This window comes from Filifactor sp., assembly GCF_057248345.1.
The window spans coordinates 89,208-106,407 of sequence record NZ_DBHIIC010000001.1; the positions used below are offsets into that span (position 1 = coordinate 89,208).

The window sequence follows — 17,200 nt, forward strand, 5'->3', positions numbered from 1 at the left end:
ATATTCCTTTCTATTTTTTTCTTTCTAAAATGTTAGAAGTTTCTCTCTCTATAATTTCATAAGGTAACTGTATATGTTTCTCTTTTATCGGCTTACTTTCTATTTTTTTCAACAATAAGCTTGCTGCAGAAGCACCGATATCATACAACGGATGACGTACTGCTGTCATTCTCGGTCTTACCCAACTGCATATTTCCGTATCATAATATCCAACAATAGAAATATCTTTAGGTATTGATAACCCATTATCTACTACTGCTCCCATCGCACCTACTGCTAAATCATCAGAGCAACAAAAAACTGCTGTCGGCCTGCTTTTTAACTTTAACAACTTTTGCATCGCTCGATATCCTTCTTCAAATGTATTCTTCACTTGAGATACAATTTTCTTATCAACAGTGATGCCATACTCATGCAACGCATTCTGATATCCTTCAAACATTCGTGTTCTTTCAATATCATCCGATAATTTCATCTGAATCAACCCAATGTTAGTATGCCCATGTTGTAAAAAATATTTTGTAATATCGTAAGAAGCTTTTCTATCATCCACTCCTGCCGATATTACATCATAATCCATAGCATTTTTACTGATAAATACCATTGGAATTTTTAGCTCTGTTGCCAAATCAACTACTTTTTTGCTCAGACGGGGAGATATAACAATAATTCCTGCGACCTGTTTCATATACAACAAGTGCATAAATTTGATCTCTCTATCTATTTCGCCATAGGAATTACACAAAAATAAATCATAATCATACATTCGTGCAATTTCCTCAATGCCATTCAAATATCCACCTACACGAGGTTTCGATACATCTGAAACAATGACACCGATACATTGACTTTTCTTCATCACCAAACTTCTTGCAACAGGATTTGGAACATATCCTGTCTCCTCTACCACTTTTTCGACTCGTTTACGAATCTCATCAGAAACAGGTTTGGAGTGATTTAGTACCCTGGATACAGTCGAAATAGAAACTCCTGCCATTCTTGCGACATCTTTTATCGTTATGACCATACTATAACCTCCCCACATAAGATAAAAACAATACTTTTATTTACACTTTCCTCTAAAAATCATAATTGTTATGTTTGATACTTATTATACTACAAATTAAATGTTTTATTCAAAATACATTTTACTTTACAAATCTTTTTCCCCGAATTCACAAAATTTCTCTCATACTCTGTCATGATATTGTCCTCACAACCTTCTTCGTGATGTAAGTTGTGAGTTAAAAATAGTATTTCATATTGAGATTCTTTTAAACAATCCACACTAAAGTCAAATAGGTCCTCATTGTCTGTCTTAAACTCCAAAATAGCTCCATTTCGACAAACTTTTTCATACTTTTCCAACATAAGTCCATGTGTCAATCTTCTTTTAGCTTGTTTACTCTTTTTCCAAGGATCAGAAAAATTTAAATAGATTCCATCCAACTCATTCTCTTCAAAATATTCTTCCAAACAAGTTGCATTTTTACCTATAAAACAAATATTTTTAAGTTCTTCCTCTTCTGCTCTTTGACAAGACTGAATTAAAAGAGCATCTAATTTTTCCATTCCAATATAGTAGTTTTTTGGATTTCTTTTAGAAAGTTCATATAAAAATTGCCCCTTTCCAATACCTATTTCCAAAAAAATCTCATTACAACCTTCCACTCTGTTTCTCCAGTCTCCTTTATACTGTTCCGGTTGTTTTACAAAATAAGTACCTTCAAACGACTCCAATTTTTCTTTAAAATATTTTGGTCTTCTATATCTCATACTTTTCCCTCATCTATAAATTTATCTCTTCTCATTCATGATAACTTGAATTCAAATACTGTTCCTTCCAAATTTTTTTTATTTTTACTTGAAAAAACAGACATATTGTATTAAACTAAGTTCGAAATAGATTGATTACTACTGAACAGGAGGTTACTACATGATTTTTAATGTAATTCAAGATATTATTGCTGAACAATTGCATATTGATAAAAAAGACATCACTATGGACTCTCATTTACGAAATGACTTGAATGCGGACTCAATCGACGCAGTCGATATCATTATGGCTTTGGAAGATCGATTTGAAATTGAATTTGATGATAGCGATTTAGAGAACCTGGAAACCATCCGTGATGTTGTGGAATATATTGAAGAACATACATCAGAAGAATAATTACTATAATTGATTTATCAACTCCTGCATATCTTGCGGGAGTTCTGCTTTTAAATGAATCTTTTCTTCTTTTCTTGGTGAAAAAAACTCTAATGTGACAGAATGTAATGCCTGTCGATTCATATATTCCATATTTCCACCATACAAACTATCTCCAATCAGAGGGTATCCGATATATGCCATGTGACATCTAAGCTGATGTGTTCTACCTGTAACCGGAGTCAATTCTACCAATGAAAATTTTTCTCCTTCTTTCAATACCTTATATTTTGTAATCGCCATCTGACCATCTTCCATCACTTCTCGTTTAATTCCTTCGTCTTCCGGTCTACCAATCGGTGCGCTAATTTCTCCTTCTGTTATTTCCATTTTTCCTTCAATCAATGCAATATATGTTTTTTGCATCATCATATCTTGATGTGCTTGAGACATTCTATGATGTGCATATCGATTTTTAGCAATCAACAAAATTCCTGATGTATCTCTATCCAAGCGACTGATAAATCTTACTTTCTCAAATATTCCATTTTGACGAAACCACGATTCCATATAATTAAGGAGTGTTCCGGTCAGATGAGTTCCTGTCGGATGAACCACCATAAAAGGAGACTTGTTGACAGCAACAATATCTTCATCCTCATAGATTACATCAACACTTCCCTCTTCTAAACCATACACACTTCTATCTTCTCCCAAATCAACTGTAATAATTTCTCCAACAGATACTATTTCATGGTTGAACCTAAGTTCTCCATTTACATTTACAGCACGTCTACTCTTCAATTCAGATATCATTCTAAGTGAAATTCCCATTTCTTCAATTAGAACTTTTTTCAAAACTTGTTCTTTTTCTACACTCCAAACCAAATAATTATATTTCTGTTTTTCCGATACCCACATATTGGTTTATTCCTCTCTTCTCTATTCCCAACAAAAAAACACCCTTCCTTTTGATGAATTGTCCGATTTCTGCCACAGTTTGCGTTTTACTAACACAGTCTGTGGTATAATATGAAATGGTTTATTTAAGATTAAAAATTCAAAATTCAAGGAGTGAGTCTTGTTGAAAAAATCAGTAGTGATTACTTATAATGATTATGCAATTTCTGCTGTCATTGCCGAACAATTAAAAGAAAAACTAATCCAATCTAATTTCGCTGTTCATCATAATTTCATTGGTGATGAAGACCTCATTTTTACCATCGGAGGAGATGGATTATTTATCAAAACGATTCATGATTTTAATTTTCCATCTATCCCAATTGTCGGAATCAATACAGGACACTTAGGTTTCTTTCAGGAAATTCTTCCTGAACAACTTGATTTATTCATCGAAAATTATCAAAAACAAAACTACACTCTACAAGAAATTCTTCCTCTAAAAGCTACAGCATATATTGCAGATAAAAGGTTTCTCATAAAATCTATAAACGAAATTGTACTTCGTTCTTACTTAGGAAAAGCCGTACATTTGAATCTATCTATCAATGGAAATTTTATCCAATGTTTCGGAGGAGATGGATTGATTATATCATCCTCTGCCGGTTCTACAGCATACAATTACTCTGCGGGTGGTGCCATTGTGGATCCGTCCATTAACACATTACAAATCACACCACTTGCTCCACTCAATACCAACGCTTATCGTTCTTTTACTTCGAGTATTATTTCTTCCTCTACATCAGATATTATCGTATCTCCTGAGGCGCAATACCGAAACTATATCTCTATTATCGTAGACGGAGTACAAAAACACTATAATAATTTTAAAGAAATTGTTGTAACAACTCATACCGAGCCGATCCGTGTCATTCGAATGGAAAACTATGAATTTTGGAATAAAGTTACAAATAAATTTTTATAACATCACATCTTCATATTTTATCTACATCAAAACTGTAGAGAATGTCAAAAATTCACATTCTCTACAGTGTCTTTTTTAAATGGCACCAAGACACTCTCAATAATCTATTTCTATTCCTTATCTACTCGATATCCTTATAATCTAAATCAAACAACTCATCCTGTTTCAATTGTTGCAATCTATCTTGAAACATCGCCATTCGTTGTTGAAAATCTTGTTCTTCCTCTTCCAAATCTTCTTCTATCATCTCAACTTCTTCCTGTTTTGAAACTTCAACATCATCTAATGCTTCAAACAAAACAACTCCAATTCCATTTGCCTCTTCTAAAATCTCATCTGAAATATCTTCATCCTTTAAATCAAAGATATCTGAAATTTGCATTTCTTTATTCTCTTGAAGTGTCTGCTTCCACTTATTGAAAGTTTCGCTCATAACAACTTCCTCCTTACTCTAACAGTTTTACCTTCTTTTGATAAGAAAGTAACCTCCACCATATATCATAACAAGACTCCTCAAACTACGAAACCGAAATGGATACCAAGTTGAGGAGCTCTTGTTTGTATTCTAAAGATTATTTTTGAATTTTAGCAATACTGTCCAAAACATTTGCAAGCATTTCTTCGAATTTTACCTTTTTATCACGCTCAGCTTGTACTAATGAGTCAGGCGCTTTATCTGTAAATCCTTTATTGTTTAATTTGCCTTCCGCTCGCTTAATTTCATTTTGTAATTTTTCTTTTTCTTTGTTCAATCGTTCCAATTCTTTTTCAAAATCAACCAATTCTTCCAAAGGTAAATATAGTTTTGCCTTATCAATGACAATAGAAACAGCATCTGACGGAACATCAGATTCCTGAACAAACTCTAATCCTGAAACTGAACTCAATGTCTTGAAATATTCTTCCGATTTCACAAAAATTATTTCTGTAGCTCCTTCTGTTACTACCAATAGTCTCGCTTTTTTAGAAGGAGGTACATTCATTTCACTTCTTGTATTTCGAATTGCCCTAATCGCAGACATTACAATTTCTATTTCATTCTCTTCTACTTCATAACTGTCCTTATCTTCAAATACAGGCCATTCTGCCACAATCAATTTATGTTCCGTTTCCACATAAGAATAGATTTCTTCTGTAATAAACGGCATAAACGGATGCAATAATTTCAATATCTTCTTCAATACATATTGTAATGTATAAAGTGCCGTATCTTTTTCAGCTCCCACTTCTCCATATAGACGAGGTTTTACCATTTCAATGTACCAGTCGCAGAAATTTGACCAAGTGAAATCATAAATCTTATCAGCTGCCAAAGACAACTCATACTTATCTAAGTTATCAGATACCTCTTTTGACACCTTATTTGACAAGGAAATTATCCATTTATCACTCAATTCCAAATAAGGTTCCACTTCTTCACGAGTTGTTAAAACAGGTTGATATTCCTCTAAGTTCATCAGAATAAATCTTGACGCATTCCATAGCTTATTTGCAAAATTTCTTGCGGCCTCTACTCGTTCCATATAGAAACGCATATCATTTCCCGGTGTATTGGAGCTTGCCAACATAAATCTTAGAGCATCTGCTCCATATTGGTCAATGATTTCTAGAGGATCAATTCCATTTCCTAACGATTTACTCATTTTACGCCCTTGGTCATCACGAACAAGACCATGAATAAACACATCTTTGAAAGGTACTTCTTTCTTCAAATAAAGAGACGAAAATACCATTCTAATTACCCAAAAGAAAATAATATCATATCCCGTTACAAGCGTACTTGTCGGGAAGAAACGGAACATCTCGGATGTTTCTTCCGGCCATCCCAATGTGCTCATTGGCCAAAGTGCAGAAGAAAACCATGTATCCAACACATCTTCATCTTGTTTCAAATTAGTTGAATGACATTTATAACAATGCTCCGGTTTTTGTTTTGCAACAATCATTTCTCCACAATCTTCACAGTAATATGCAGGAATTCTATGTCCCCACCACAATTGTCTGGAAATACACCAATCCCGAATATTTTCTAACCACATATTATAAATTTTGTCAAATCTGTCCGGTACAAGATTCAATTCCTTTGTTACCAATGCCTCTAAAGCTGGTTGCGCCAAATCTTTCATCTTCACAAACCATTGTTTTGATACCATAGGTTCTACTACATTATGACAACGATAACAATGTCCTACTGCATGTGCATGGTCTTTGACAGAAACCAACAGACCTGCTTCTTCCAAATCCTTTACAATCTCTTTTCGACATTCATAACGACTCATTCCATCATATTTTCCAGATTTTTCATTCATCGTTCCGTCTTCATTCATCACAATAATTTGCTCTAAATTATGACGTAGACCTACTTCAAAATCGTTAGGATCATGTGCCGGAGTAATTTTTACCACTCCGGTTCCAAATTCAGGATCTACATATTCATCTGCAATCAACGGAATTTCTCTTCCAATAAACGGTACTACCAACATTTTACCTATCAAATGACGGTATCTCTCATCTTCCGGATGAACTGCTACAGCCGTATCTCCAACAATTGTTTCAGGTCTTGTTGTCGCAACTTCCAAGAATTCATCCGAATCCTTAAACATATATTTGAAATGCCAAAAATGTCCGTTGTTGTCTTCGTGATCTACCTCTGCATCAGAAAGAGAAGTCTTGCAATCCACACACCAGTTAATGATACGATTTCCACGATAAATATACCCTTCTTCATATAACTTCACAAAAAACTCTAATACAGCCTCATTACATCCTTCATCCATTGTGAAACGCTCTCTGCTCCAGTCACAAGAATCACCGAGCTTTTTCATTTGTTCTACGATACGATTACCGAACTCTTCCTTCCATGCCCAAGCATGCTTCAAAAATTCCTCTCTGCCAATTTCTTCCTTCGATTTTCCCAATGTTTGGCGAATTCTTTCAACCACCTTCACTTCCGTTGCGATGGAAGCATGGTCCGTTCCGGGTTGCCACAATGTATCATATCCTTGCATTCTCTTGTATCGGATTAGAATATCCTGTAGCGTGTGATCGAGCGCATGACCCATGTGCAACTGCCCTGTAATATTAGGTGGAGGAAGAACGATGCTGAAAGCTTCTCCTTTTTTTCCTCTCTGTGGTTTGAAGTATTCTCCTTCTTCCCACATTTCATAAATCTTTTTTTCAAACTCTTTCGGTTGATATGTTTTTGATAAATTTGCCATAAAATCCCCCTTGTTTTCCTTATAATAAATACACCGCTTTTATTTCATAATAAAAAACAACTGCTTTTTCAACAATAATATTATTTCCTATATATAATAACCCTCACTTTCATGTTAACCATATATTTTTTTAACTGAAAAACAGCGCCATCAATTTTTCATCTATACAAGCTCCATTCTTCAAGCGAAAAGCATGTGGTATTCTTCCACATTCTACAAAACCCATAGATTTATAGAGAGCTATTGCATGAGTATTATCTGAAAGTACTCCCAATTCAATTTGTTCATATCCCTTTTCTTTTGCCAAAACTAATGCAATATTCATCAGTATTCGTCCAAGACCAAGCGAGCAATACTCTTTTCGAATTGCAATACTAAGGTTACCTCTATGTCTTACCTTATCAAATTTTCCGATTGCGAAAATGCTGATACTCCCTACTATTCTTCTACCATCACAGGCTACTATCATAACTGAGTTTTTATCTTGCACCACATTTTTGATAAAATTCTTTTCTTCTTCCACATCACATGAAATTTCTTCCACATATCGAATCAGAAAATGAGTCTCCTCCGATACATCACATAAATACTCAAGCATACTCTCTGCATCATCTTCAATAGGAGTACGAATCAATAATTCTTTCCCATTTTTTAAGGATAGGTATTCTTTTTTCATTTCCACTATTTATTTCCTCCCTAAATAAATACTGTTATTATCCTCATCTTTCATAATCAAAATAAGATATCTTAGGAGTAAATCATTCTTCCTATCATTCCTGTCTGAGCATGTCATTCTACCTCATTTATTACAATCTTATTCAACTGCTAATTGTGATAAAAAGAATCCACTATCATTCGATTTGATACTCTTGCATCTTTCAAAATAAAAAACCTTCGTTCTCTTAAAAAAGGACGAAGGTCAAATCGCGGTACCACCTTAATTCATCATAATACTATGATGCACTCAATTTCTTTAACGCAGAACTACGACTATCTTACTAAACTCGGATAGTTTGCTCCAAAGCTACACATTTTGCACTTTCATCACAGTATCTTCCAGTCTATGAATACTGCTCCCTATCACTTCCCTGCAAAAGCCTCTTCTTCTATGCAATAAATGATAAATTTTCCCTTATAATCTCCTATTATATTCAATATACTTACTAAAGTCAAAGATTTTTTGAAAATACTTTATGTGATATCTATTTTCTGTATACCATTTCATTTTCAAACCTTACCAACTTAGTACAACTTCTCTTTACAACTTCTTACTCTGTTTTTATCCTAAACTCATAATATTGTTGTATCAATCAATTTCGCAACTTAATATTCATTTGACCTCTTATCAAATTGTATGAAAATCGCTATTTCAAACATTTTTCTTTCATTTTGAAAAAACAGACTGTGACAAGCTTTTGTTCCTATGTTATGATTATCATATAGAGAGTACAAAATCATAAAAAGGAAATGATGTTAGAATATCAAAATCCAGTACATAGAACCATGCAGAAACTTAACATTTCGTACTGCCACTATTTATAATATTCGAAAGCTGTGATTTCATTATGAAAAAAATCAATACAATTTTTATAACTTTGGTTCTTTTATTCAGCATGATTTTTACTGTTCCCACCTATGCACAAAATCCTATTCGCTTAAATGTAAACGGAGTGTTTTATGACGAATATCGACCTGTCATCAAAAATGGAAGTACATTGGTTCCTTTGGCATTTATTGCCCAAAAACTTAATCTACAAGTCAACTGGAATCAAAAAGAGAAAAAAATAACCATTCAAGGTGATAAACCAATCTCACTGTTCATTGGTAAAAATATAGCTTATATTGGAACAAAAACAAAAATCTTATCGGTTCCTACTCAAATCATTCAAGGAAAAACTTATGTTCCGGTTGCATTTATTGCTGACTTGTTTCATATTCCGGTAAATTGGGATGGCAAAAATCAAATTGTAACAATAGGACAAAAAAATACTTCTTCCAATGACACAACAGAAATTTCTGAAGAACGAATTAAAGGAATTCTTAGCAGTAAAGTAATCATGTATCCACAACAAAATACTCAATCCAGTGATGTTGAAGTAGATTTGTTCCATAAACACGGAAAAGCCACCTTGGAAGTTGCCAAAGTAATGGATTCTGTTGATATAGCTCTTTATTGGTACTCCATAAATACAAACTTAGAGTTAGGCTTTGATTATGTTGATTTCTATCAAAATGGAGTTCTATCACCAAATGCCAACCTTACAGGCTGCAACGGTTGATTTGGATAAAGACGGAAAAGATGAAATTATTGTCGCTATACACGACGGAGTTATTGATGGTGTTTTTTCAGTATTACAACCGTTTAATTCTCTTAATGTAGGTGACGGAGTCGTTGTCGATGCTCTATATAACAAAGTTTTGGGTACAGAATATTTCCAAAGAGATATCATCGTGAAGAAAAACGGTCATATTATCACTCCAATCGGTTCTCAAGGATTATTTTCAGAATATGTCCTACAAAACGGAAAATTGGTAGAAGTTCCTACCTATATAACAAAATAATTGTTCCAACATCAAGTCTAATCTTAGTATGAAGTATGGCTTTCAATAAATCTTATGAACTCTATATAGAAAAAAAGACATAGTCCATTATTTGAACTATGTCTTTTTTCTGTATTTTTATGAAGAGATGAAGCATATCTATATTCAGTGTCATTCTTAACCCCTAATCATCCAGTTTCAACACTGCCATAAATGCTTTTTGTGGAACTTCTACACTTCCGATTTGTCGCATTCTCTTCTTTCCTTCTTTTTGCTTTTCAAGCAATTTTTTCTTACGAGAAATATCTCCTCCGTAACATTTTGCTAGAACATCTTTTCGGTATGCGCTTACTGTTTCTCTTGCAATGACTTTTTGACCTACTGCGGCTTGAATCGGTACGGGGAATTGATGTCTCGGAATTTCTTCTTTCAATTTTTCACACATTCCTCTACCGCGATTGTAAGCTGTTGTCTCGTGAACAATGAACGACAAAGCATCTACTTGTTCTTTGTTAATCAAAATATCTAATTTTACCAAGTTGGATTCTCTGTATTCTTTGAATTCATAATCCAGACTTCCATATCCTTTTGTTCTGGATTTCAAGGAGTCGAAGAAGTCATAAATTACTTCGTTCAAAGGTAGTTCATAGTGAATCATGACTCTTTTTTCATCCAGATATTCCATATGAATCATAATCCCTCTTCTTTCCTGTGCAAGTTCCATCACAGAACCGACAAATTCTTTAGGAACGATGATATCTGCTTTTACAATCGGCTCTTCAATCATTTTTATCTCTGTTACCGGTGGAAGGTTGGTAGGATTTTGAATCATCTCAACTTCCCCTGTCACCTTTGTCACACGATATACAACAGACGGCGCCGTTGTAACAATATCCAGATTAAACTCTCTTTCCAAACGCTCTTGCATAATTTCCATATGCAACAATCCAAGAAATCCGCAACGGAATCCAAATCCCAATGCAACGGAGGTTTCTGCCTCAAATTCCAAGGCAGCATCATTCACTTGGAGTTTTTCCAAAGCATCTCTTACATTCTCATATTTTTCCCCTTCAGCAGGATAAATTCCACAATACACCATCGGTGTTGCTTTTTTGTATCCCGGCAAATGTTCTGCTGTCGGACGATCTGCTGATGTAATGGTATCTCCCACGCGACAGCTTCTGATATCTTTGATGGATGCTGCAATATAGCCTACATCTCCTGCGGAAAGTTGATCTACAGGCATATGATTTGGAGAAATAATTCCTGTTTCCACAACCTCAAACTTCTTGTTCGTATTCATCATTAGGATTTCATCGCCTTTTTTCACAGTTCCGTCAAACACTCTGATATATGCAATTACTCCCTTGTAACTGTCGTAGTATGAATCAAAAATCAATGCTTTCAAAGGCTCATTCTCATCACCTTGCGGTGCCGGAATATGTTTTACAACCGCTTCCAATACATCTTCGATATTCAAACCATCTTTTGCTGAAATCATCGGAGCATCTGACGCATCTAAACCGATAATATCTTCAATCTCGGTTTTTATTTCATCAGGTCTCGCACTAGGAAGATCGATCTTGTTAATCACAGGTAGAATTTCTAAATTCTGATCCAATGCAAGATACACATTTGCCAATGTTTGTGCCTCTACTCCCTGTGCTGCATCTACAACCAAAATAGCACCCTCACAAGCAGCTAAACTTCTTGATACTTCATAGTTAAAATCGACATGGCCCGGCGTATCAATTAAATTCAGGTAATATTCTTCTCCGTCATTTGCACGATATACCAGCTTAATGGTCTGTAACTTGATTGTGATTCCTCTTTCTCTTTCCAAATCCATATTGTCAAGAAGTTGATTTTTCATATCTCTATGTTCTACTAACCCTGTTTTTTCGATCAAGCGATCTGCCAGTGTTGACTTTCCATGGTCAATATGTGCAATAATACTAAAATTTCTTGTTCTTTCCTTTCTATTCAAACATTCTCCTCCTTAAAAAAGAATTTCATCGTATAATGTCCTATTATAATATAATGTCGGTATAAATAACAATATATTTGTCATTTTACTAATCTCTAATAAACTTATAAGAAACATCTTCTCTTTTATGCTACTATCGTTTATTTCCTTTTTCATGGCTACACTGTGTCCATACTTTTCAGATAATGTGCTTTTCATTAGATATTTTATAGCATAATACTTTCGCATAATAGTGATTTCATCCTATTTCATGACTTTCTTATTGTATCATCTTTTCATCTTTTTGAAAACAAACTGGATTTCTTTCTCTTTAAAGATTGTAAAACTGCAAATATTTGATAAATATTTGTTTTTACAATTGCATTATAGGAAATCCTATTATATAATAAAAAATAATGTAAATACAATCTTTTGAGTTCAGTTAGATAGTAGATAAGAGAAAAAATATTTTTTACTTTTTCTTTCTCTTTTCATTTACAAGTTTTCATATTTTTGATACAATACTATCTGTTGACATTTGAAGAGAATATCAGAATACTAGGAGGTGAAATCGTTGGCTAATATAAAATCCGCTCAAAAAAGAATTTCTGTAACTGCAAAAAAAACTGCTGTTAATAAAATGAGAAAATCTCAAGTAAAGACTGCAATTCGTAGATTTGATGAAGCAATTCTTGCTGGAGATTTAGAAAAAGCAAATGAAACTTTTCGTTATGCTCAAAAGAAAATCTATCAAATTGCTGCCAAAGGAACAATCCATAAGAAAGCCGCAGATAGAAAGGTTTCTAAACTTGCAAAAAGACTGAATGCTGCAAAATAACCTATTTTTACAGTAACAAGTTTGTACAAGTATACTTATTTTTATATAGACTTGATATGATATTAGGACCATAGGATTCCCTATGGTTTTTTGCTTTTAAACGTAATAAATAGAACATCACTGCACTAATTGATTGCAATGATGTTCTATTTTAATTTAATGCTTCTGATTTGCTTTTGATACGGTCAAAATTGTCAGTTCCACAAGTCTGTAAATTGATATTTTTCCAATTTTGTATCGGTAATCAATGTCATTGAGTTCATTTAATATAACAAGGCATTCTTGATAAGAATATCGTTGTTTTAAAGATAATGCTTTTGTGAGATAAAAAGTATTTACATTTAACTCTTTCGCAATTTTACCCTGTGAGTATCCTTGATTCAATAAATAATCGGCTTTCATATAAATAGCCAATTTTTTAAACAAAATACTCAATAAAGAAAGTTGAAACTCAGGACTCTTGTTATGCAATTCCAAAATATCATAAAGCTTAAATGACTCTTTTACGTTTCCTGTAAAAATATAATTTTCCAAGTCAAAAATAGTTTTGCTATTTTTGGGTGACATTAGCTGATCTAACATATTTTCATCTACTACTTTTTCTTGCAACAATAATGAAATTATTTTATTTAAATCCGAGTTAATATCATACAAGGTCTTGTTTGATAACTTATCCAAATATCCGCTTCGATCAATAAATTGTTTTATCACTTGATCCGATAATGTTACTTTTTTTTGATTCAACTGATATTGAATATAAGAATATAGCTCTCGATCAGTTAATTTTTTCAAATTAAGGCATTTACAATGTGTTTCTAAAGATTTGTAAATTGTATTTTTTCTATCTTCCGTTGCAACCTTCATAATAAGCCAAGTATCTTTTGACAAGTTTTCAACTCGTTGCACAAATTGTTCCATCTCTTTTTTGGACCACTGATTCTTAGCAGTATTTCTTGTCATAAATTCCGGAAAATAGATGACTTTTTGAACATCCATCATTGGAACTGATTCCATTTTTGAGATTGCATCCAAATAATCTGTTGTTTGCTGTGATATTGTAATAAAATTAAATTCTGAAAAATTAGGATTTAATTTCTTACGTATAAAATCAACAAAATCCTCTATCAAAAACTCTTCCTCTCCATATAGAATGTATTTATCCGGAGTAGTTACCTTCTTTCTTTGTTCTTTGTATGTCATAGAAATTCTTCCTTACTGTGTTTTCTTCTTCATATAAATACCAAATAACAAAAGGAATATAGATTACCATTAACCAATATGGTGAAAATTCAGATGGTTTTAAATCTGAAAACGGCAATGCATTCAATAAATCAGTCCAATGTAACAAACTATCCATTCCTTTGTTACATAATTCTATCACATAATGCTCTATAAAAAATCCATTCGGAAGAAAAAAAGAAATCAGAAATAGTATCATACCAATTGTAATCATTGGAATTGAAATTAAATTAGCAACAATACTATAGATTGGAATTTGATGAAAATAGTAGATGCACAATGGTAATGTCAGTACTTGTGCAGAGATTGTCACTTCTATCAAGGAAATCACATAATCTATGACAACCTTTACATTATCCAATACCATATTCATTGGATTCCAACTAAGAAATCCTCCTACTGTACGATGGAGTCTTGGATAAAAAATACCAATCGATATCACACTTGCAAAGGAAAGTTGAAATCCGATATCCCAAATTTTCCATGGATTGTGAATCAATAATATCGTAATCAAAAAAGAAACCGTACTGAACAAATCATATTTTCGTTTGATATGAAACGATAGATAATACAGTAAATAGAAACCTACTGCACGAATGATAGATGCTCTTGCTCCTGTCATATAGGCATATGTGATTAAAAATATACAAACCAGCAGATTTCTCTTCTTCATTGACATTTTATATAATATGAGATGAAAAAATAATGCTATAATTCCAACATGAAATCCGGAGATTGCTAACAGATGTGAAATTCCAAGTTTTGAAAAATGATCTGTCACTTCATCAGGAAGTTCAGATTTATCTCCATACAGCAGTGCCTTCCACAAAAAACCTCTATTCCTGAATTTTATATCAATTCTGCTATTTAGATGTTCTAAACTTTTTCCACGTAAATAGCACCATAAATTTCTTTTTCCAGTAGTATTAACTGTCGGCTTATCAATAATATATGTAATATGTTGTGATTTAAGATATTTTCCGTAAGAAGGATTTTTGAGACATAGAACATCTTCAAAATTTCCTTCTAACAAAATAATATCTCCTACTCCTATACTTTTTAGATTGGATACATTGGTTGCACAAACATTTCTTGTCCATACACGTAATTTACCATGGTTTCTATCCACTTTTGTAACAGTATCTTCCACACGCAACTCTTGTTTGAATTCAACAGGTCGATAGAAAGATGTCATGAAAAATGAGTAGAGAATTGCTATTACTGCAATCAAAACTAATGGTCTCCTGTATAGAATAAATTTATACATAGTCATTGCTATATGATTCTCCTAATCGAATATTTTGAGCATATTTTTTCAAAGATATTCTTATATCTTCCGTTACTTCAATCATATCTGTCTGCAACAATGTTTCCATATCTATCTGTCTCATCGTTAAGAGTGTCAGTGCATCTATACTCAGTTTCATATCCCACTCTGACGATTCTACTTTAACAACATCTCCATTCAAAAACTGAAAAACTCCATGATTTTCACTCAAAACAAAATCCTCTATGAATACTTTTTTCCCTTCTAATTCCAAAAAAAATTCTGTATATTTTCCCTGTAAAACTTCTTTTGCATTCAGTACCCTGCTCATCATAAAAGGATGTGATTTTCGCAAAATTTGGTTATTATAGCCTATAGATAAATCAAACAAATTTTTATTTACCGGATGAACGATAGCACTTTTACATTGTGTTTGATGGTGATTTAAAAAATTTATCACAGAAGATATTGCGTTATGATTTGTAACAATCAGTTCTTGTACCATGGCAGTATCCTTTTCATAACGAGGATGCATCATAAAATACCCTATGGAATTGTTCTCCTGATACATCAGATACATATCTCCACCCTCTAATTCCCATTCTGAAATTCTAATGATGAAATCTTCTTTTGTTCTCTTGATATAAGCAATTTTTTTCTCCATTTCTTGCTGATATAATTTCAACAAAAGGTCGATATGCTTTGTGTTGTTTTTCTCTACTTTTTCAAAACAAATATTTGTTTTGTTTGGAAATACTTTTCCGACTTCTATTTTGAAGGAATGATCAAAAAAAGTGTTGATAAAACCATACCGTCTGTAAATGGATGTATCAATCGGCATAAGAAGTACCATTTCATCTTTTCTTTCTTGTAATAAAGAGAGTGTTTGTTTCATCAAAAAAGAAGAATAACCTTTTCCACGATGCTCAGGAAAAACACTTACTCCTACAATATAACTCAACTTCTTTTCTTCACCATCTAAGACCAATGTATACGGATTAATCAATAACGATGCTACAATGGTTTGATTATCTTCCAAAACAATATTGTTTGATGCTTTATATCGGTCTGAGAAATAATAATCTACATAAGACTGTGAATCTTGAAAAGAATAACTCCACAACTGTTTCACTATTTTTTTATCTTCTTCTCTTGCAAATCGAATCTTCATATACTTTCTCCCAAATTGTATGATTTCTAATATGTTTCATAATTTAGATGTTTCAAATAAGATTGATAGATTCTAAACAAATATAATCCACTACTTACACAACCTTAGAGATAACAATATTATTTTATTCCTTTCAAAACCTACGTAAGATCTTTCTGTTCTACTGTTGTTATCCAGTATTTTTCAACCATCTTATATGGTTTATAAGACAATTTTGCCTGTCTTAGTCCTTCCATTCCCAAATCATCTTCACGATTGATTAACTCAGCGTTCTCAAATTCATTTCGCAAAAAGAACACACTCATTGCAACATACAATCCACGAATATCAGGATTCGCTTTTTCTACATGAATTAACGCCATATTTGGTAGAATCAAATCTCCAATTGAAAATGCTTCTAACTTCCCATCAACGTATATTCCCCCAACTCTTATATCAGAAAGAAATCTGATATTTGAAAATATTTTAGAAATCGCCAATCTTTCACTAATCAAATTTTGATCATTTTCTTTTGTTCTTGCCCATTTTTCTTCCAATTCAATACATTTTTCAAATTCATCCTTTGTCAGCAAACGGTATTCATATCTTCCGTCATATTCTTTCAAAAAGGAATTAAAATGATTCTTTTTTGAGTGAAGCTTTCGTCCCGAAAGATCTCTCATTTTATCTCCTTCATAGACATAATCCCAATTATCACGAATATTATAATAATAAAAGCGATTACCATATCGTTTCTCAATATATGTTTTTATTTCCTCTGTAATTGCACGAAATTCCAAAGGTTTTTGTAACTCCCGGAAGATATGCTCTATTTCATCAAATGCTTCATCTAAATACTGATTTTCACATAAAGGATTGATTACAAAAACTTCACCCTCATACTCCCCAAAAATAAGTAAGAATTTGTCGGTCTTATAATACCG

Annotated in this window: 16 protein-coding genes; 5 read left to right on the forward strand and 11 right to left on the reverse strand. The window is 32.9% G+C overall.

Annotated features, from left to right (window positions below):
- Positions 1 to 10: 10 nt before the first annotated feature.
- Together ACO5GE_RS00410 and trmB are read right to left on the reverse strand one after the other, a co-directional pair.
- Positions 11 to 1,027, reverse strand: a complete 1,017-nt coding sequence (locus tag ACO5GE_RS00410) for a LacI family DNA-binding transcriptional regulator (RefSeq protein WP_484828941.1) — start codon at positions 1,025 to 1,027, stop codon at positions 11 to 13.
- Between the two features lie 89 nt (positions 1,028 to 1,116).
- Positions 1,117 to 1,776 (reverse strand): tRNA (guanosine(46)-N7)-methyltransferase TrmB, encoded by a 660-nt coding sequence (trmB, locus tag ACO5GE_RS00415; RefSeq protein ID WP_484828942.1) that lies wholly within the window; start codon positions 1,774 to 1,776, stop codon positions 1,117 to 1,119.
- A gap of 160 nt (positions 1,777 to 1,936) precedes the next feature.
- Between trmB and acpP the strand changes: the two genes are divergently transcribed.
- Positions 1,937 to 2,173, forward strand: coding sequence for an acyl carrier protein (acpP, locus tag ACO5GE_RS00420; RefSeq protein WP_484828943.1), 237 nt, complete (start codon positions 1,937 to 1,939; stop codon positions 2,171 to 2,173).
- A gap of 3 nt (positions 2,174 to 2,176) precedes the next feature.
- Here acpP and ACO5GE_RS00425 read toward each other — a convergent pair whose 3' ends face one another.
- Positions 2,177 to 3,073 carry an RluA family pseudouridine synthase gene (locus ACO5GE_RS00425; protein ID WP_484828944.1) on the reverse strand — a complete coding sequence of 299 codons (897 nt, stop codon included), beginning with the start codon at positions 3,071 to 3,073 and terminating at the stop codon, positions 2,177 to 2,179.
- Positions 3,074 to 3,236: 163 nt separating this feature from the next.
- Between ACO5GE_RS00425 and ACO5GE_RS00430 the strand changes: the two genes are divergently transcribed.
- On the forward strand, positions 3,237 to 4,037 hold the full coding sequence (locus ACO5GE_RS00430) for an NAD(+)/NADH kinase (protein ID WP_484828945.1): 801 nt from the start codon (positions 3,237 to 3,239) through the stop codon (positions 4,035 to 4,037).
- A 121-nt stretch (positions 4,038 to 4,158) separates the two neighbouring features.
- Here the strand turns inward: ACO5GE_RS00430 and ACO5GE_RS00435 are convergent, their stop codons facing one another.
- The 3 genes from ACO5GE_RS00435 to ACO5GE_RS00445 all read right to left on the reverse strand — a co-directional run bounded on the left by ACO5GE_RS00435 (position 4,159) and on the right by ACO5GE_RS00445 (position 7,931).
- Complete coding sequence (locus ACO5GE_RS00435; protein ID WP_484828946.1) at positions 4,159 to 4,470, reverse strand: hypothetical protein; 312 nt, start codon at positions 4,468 to 4,470, stop codon at positions 4,159 to 4,161.
- 139 nt (positions 4,471 to 4,609) lie between these two features.
- Complete coding sequence (locus ACO5GE_RS00440) at positions 4,610 to 7,255, reverse strand: valine--tRNA ligase (RefSeq protein WP_484828947.1); 2,646 nt, start codon at positions 7,253 to 7,255, stop codon at positions 4,610 to 4,612.
- A 130-nt stretch (positions 7,256 to 7,385) separates the two neighbouring features.
- The gene (locus ACO5GE_RS00445) at positions 7,386 to 7,931 is read right to left on the reverse strand and encodes a GNAT family N-acetyltransferase (RefSeq protein WP_484828959.1); all 546 of its coding nucleotides are present in this window, start codon (positions 7,929 to 7,931) and stop codon (positions 7,386 to 7,388) included.
- 889 nt (positions 7,932 to 8,820) lie between these two features.
- Here ACO5GE_RS00445 and ACO5GE_RS00450 point away from each other — a divergent pair.
- Together ACO5GE_RS00450 and ACO5GE_RS00455 are read left to right on the forward strand one after the other, a co-directional pair.
- The gene (locus tag ACO5GE_RS00450; RefSeq protein ID WP_484828948.1) at positions 8,821 to 9,534 is read left to right on the forward strand and encodes a copper amine oxidase N-terminal domain-containing protein; all 714 of its coding nucleotides are present in this window, start codon (positions 8,821 to 8,823) and stop codon (positions 9,532 to 9,534) included.
- Complete coding sequence (locus tag ACO5GE_RS00455; RefSeq protein ID WP_484828949.1) at positions 9,506 to 9,817, forward strand: hypothetical protein; 312 nt, start codon at positions 9,506 to 9,508, stop codon at positions 9,815 to 9,817. The genes ACO5GE_RS00450 and ACO5GE_RS00455 overlap by 29 nt, the downstream gene beginning before the upstream one ends.
- 163 nt (positions 9,818 to 9,980) lie before the next feature.
- Here the strand turns inward: ACO5GE_RS00455 and lepA are convergent, their stop codons facing one another.
- Positions 9,981 to 11,783 carry a translation elongation factor 4 gene (lepA, locus tag ACO5GE_RS00460; protein WP_484828950.1) on the reverse strand — a complete coding sequence of 601 codons (1,803 nt, stop codon included), beginning with the start codon at positions 11,781 to 11,783 and terminating at the stop codon, positions 9,981 to 9,983.
- Between the two features lie 553 nt (positions 11,784 to 12,336).
- Between lepA and rpsT the strand changes: the two genes are divergently transcribed.
- Positions 12,337 to 12,600: a 30S ribosomal protein S20 gene (gene rpsT / locus ACO5GE_RS00465; protein WP_041250773.1), complete on the forward strand. Its 264-nt coding sequence runs from the start codon at positions 12,337 to 12,339 to the stop codon at positions 12,598 to 12,600.
- 156 nt (positions 12,601 to 12,756) lie between these two features.
- Here the strand turns inward: rpsT and holA are convergent, their stop codons facing one another.
- The 4 genes from holA to ACO5GE_RS00485 all read right to left on the reverse strand — a co-directional run.
- On the reverse strand, positions 12,757 to 13,800 hold the full coding sequence (gene holA, locus ACO5GE_RS00470) for a DNA polymerase III subunit delta (RefSeq protein WP_484828951.1): 1,044 nt from the start codon (positions 13,798 to 13,800) through the stop codon (positions 12,757 to 12,759).
- Complete coding sequence (locus tag ACO5GE_RS00475) at positions 13,757 to 15,070, reverse strand: ComEC/Rec2 family competence protein (RefSeq protein ID WP_484828952.1); 1,314 nt, start codon at positions 15,068 to 15,070, stop codon at positions 13,757 to 13,759. Before ACO5GE_RS00475 ends, holA begins: the two co-directional genes overlap by 44 nt.
- A gap of 28 nt (positions 15,071 to 15,098) precedes the next feature.
- Positions 15,099 to 16,277, reverse strand: coding sequence for a GNAT family N-acetyltransferase (locus tag ACO5GE_RS00480; protein WP_484828953.1), 1,179 nt, complete (start codon positions 16,275 to 16,277; stop codon positions 15,099 to 15,101).
- A gap of 140 nt (positions 16,278 to 16,417) precedes the next feature.
- Positions 16,418 to 17,200, reverse strand: a 783-nt coding sequence (locus ACO5GE_RS00485; RefSeq protein WP_484828954.1) for a DUF2156 domain-containing protein, incomplete at its 5' end; no start/stop codon positions are given.

Excerpts from the sequence above, each read along its gene's own strand:
- ACO5GE_RS00410 (WP_484828941.1), bottom strand. The coding sequence starts at position 1,027 with ATGGTCATAACGATAAAAGATGTCGCAAGAATGGCAGGAGTTTCTATT.
- trmB (WP_484828942.1), bottom strand. The coding sequence starts at position 1,776 with ATGAGATATAGAAGACCAAAATATTTTAAAGAAAAATTGGAGTCGTTT.
- acpP (WP_484828943.1), top strand. The coding sequence starts at position 1,937 with ATGATTTTTAATGTAATTCAAGATATTATTGCTGAACAATTGCATATT.
- ACO5GE_RS00425 (WP_484828944.1), bottom strand. The coding sequence starts at position 3,073 with ATGTGGGTATCGGAAAAACAGAAATATAATTATTTGGTTTGGAGTGTA.
- ACO5GE_RS00435 (WP_484828946.1), bottom strand. The coding sequence starts at position 4,470 with ATGAGCGAAACTTTCAATAAGTGGAAGCAGACACTTCAAGAGAATAAA.
- ACO5GE_RS00440 (WP_484828947.1), bottom strand. The coding sequence starts at position 7,255 with ATGGCAAATTTATCAAAAACATATCAACCGAAAGAGTTTGAAAAAAAG.
- ACO5GE_RS00445 (WP_484828959.1), bottom strand. The coding sequence starts at position 7,931 with ATGAAAAAAGAATACCTATCCTTAAAAAATGGGAAAGAATTATTGATT.
- ACO5GE_RS00450 (WP_484828948.1), top strand. The coding sequence starts at position 8,821 with ATGAAAAAAATCAATACAATTTTTATAACTTTGGTTCTTTTATTCAGC.
- ACO5GE_RS00455 (WP_484828949.1), top strand. The coding sequence starts at position 9,506 with ATGCCAACCTTACAGGCTGCAACGGTTGATTTGGATAAAGACGGAAAA.
- holA (WP_484828951.1), bottom strand. The coding sequence starts at position 13,800 with ATGACATACAAAGAACAAAGAAAGAAGGTAACTACTCCGGATAAATAC.
- ACO5GE_RS00480 (WP_484828953.1), bottom strand. The coding sequence starts at position 16,277 with ATGAAGATTCGATTTGCAAGAGAAGAAGATAAAAAAATAGTGAAACAG.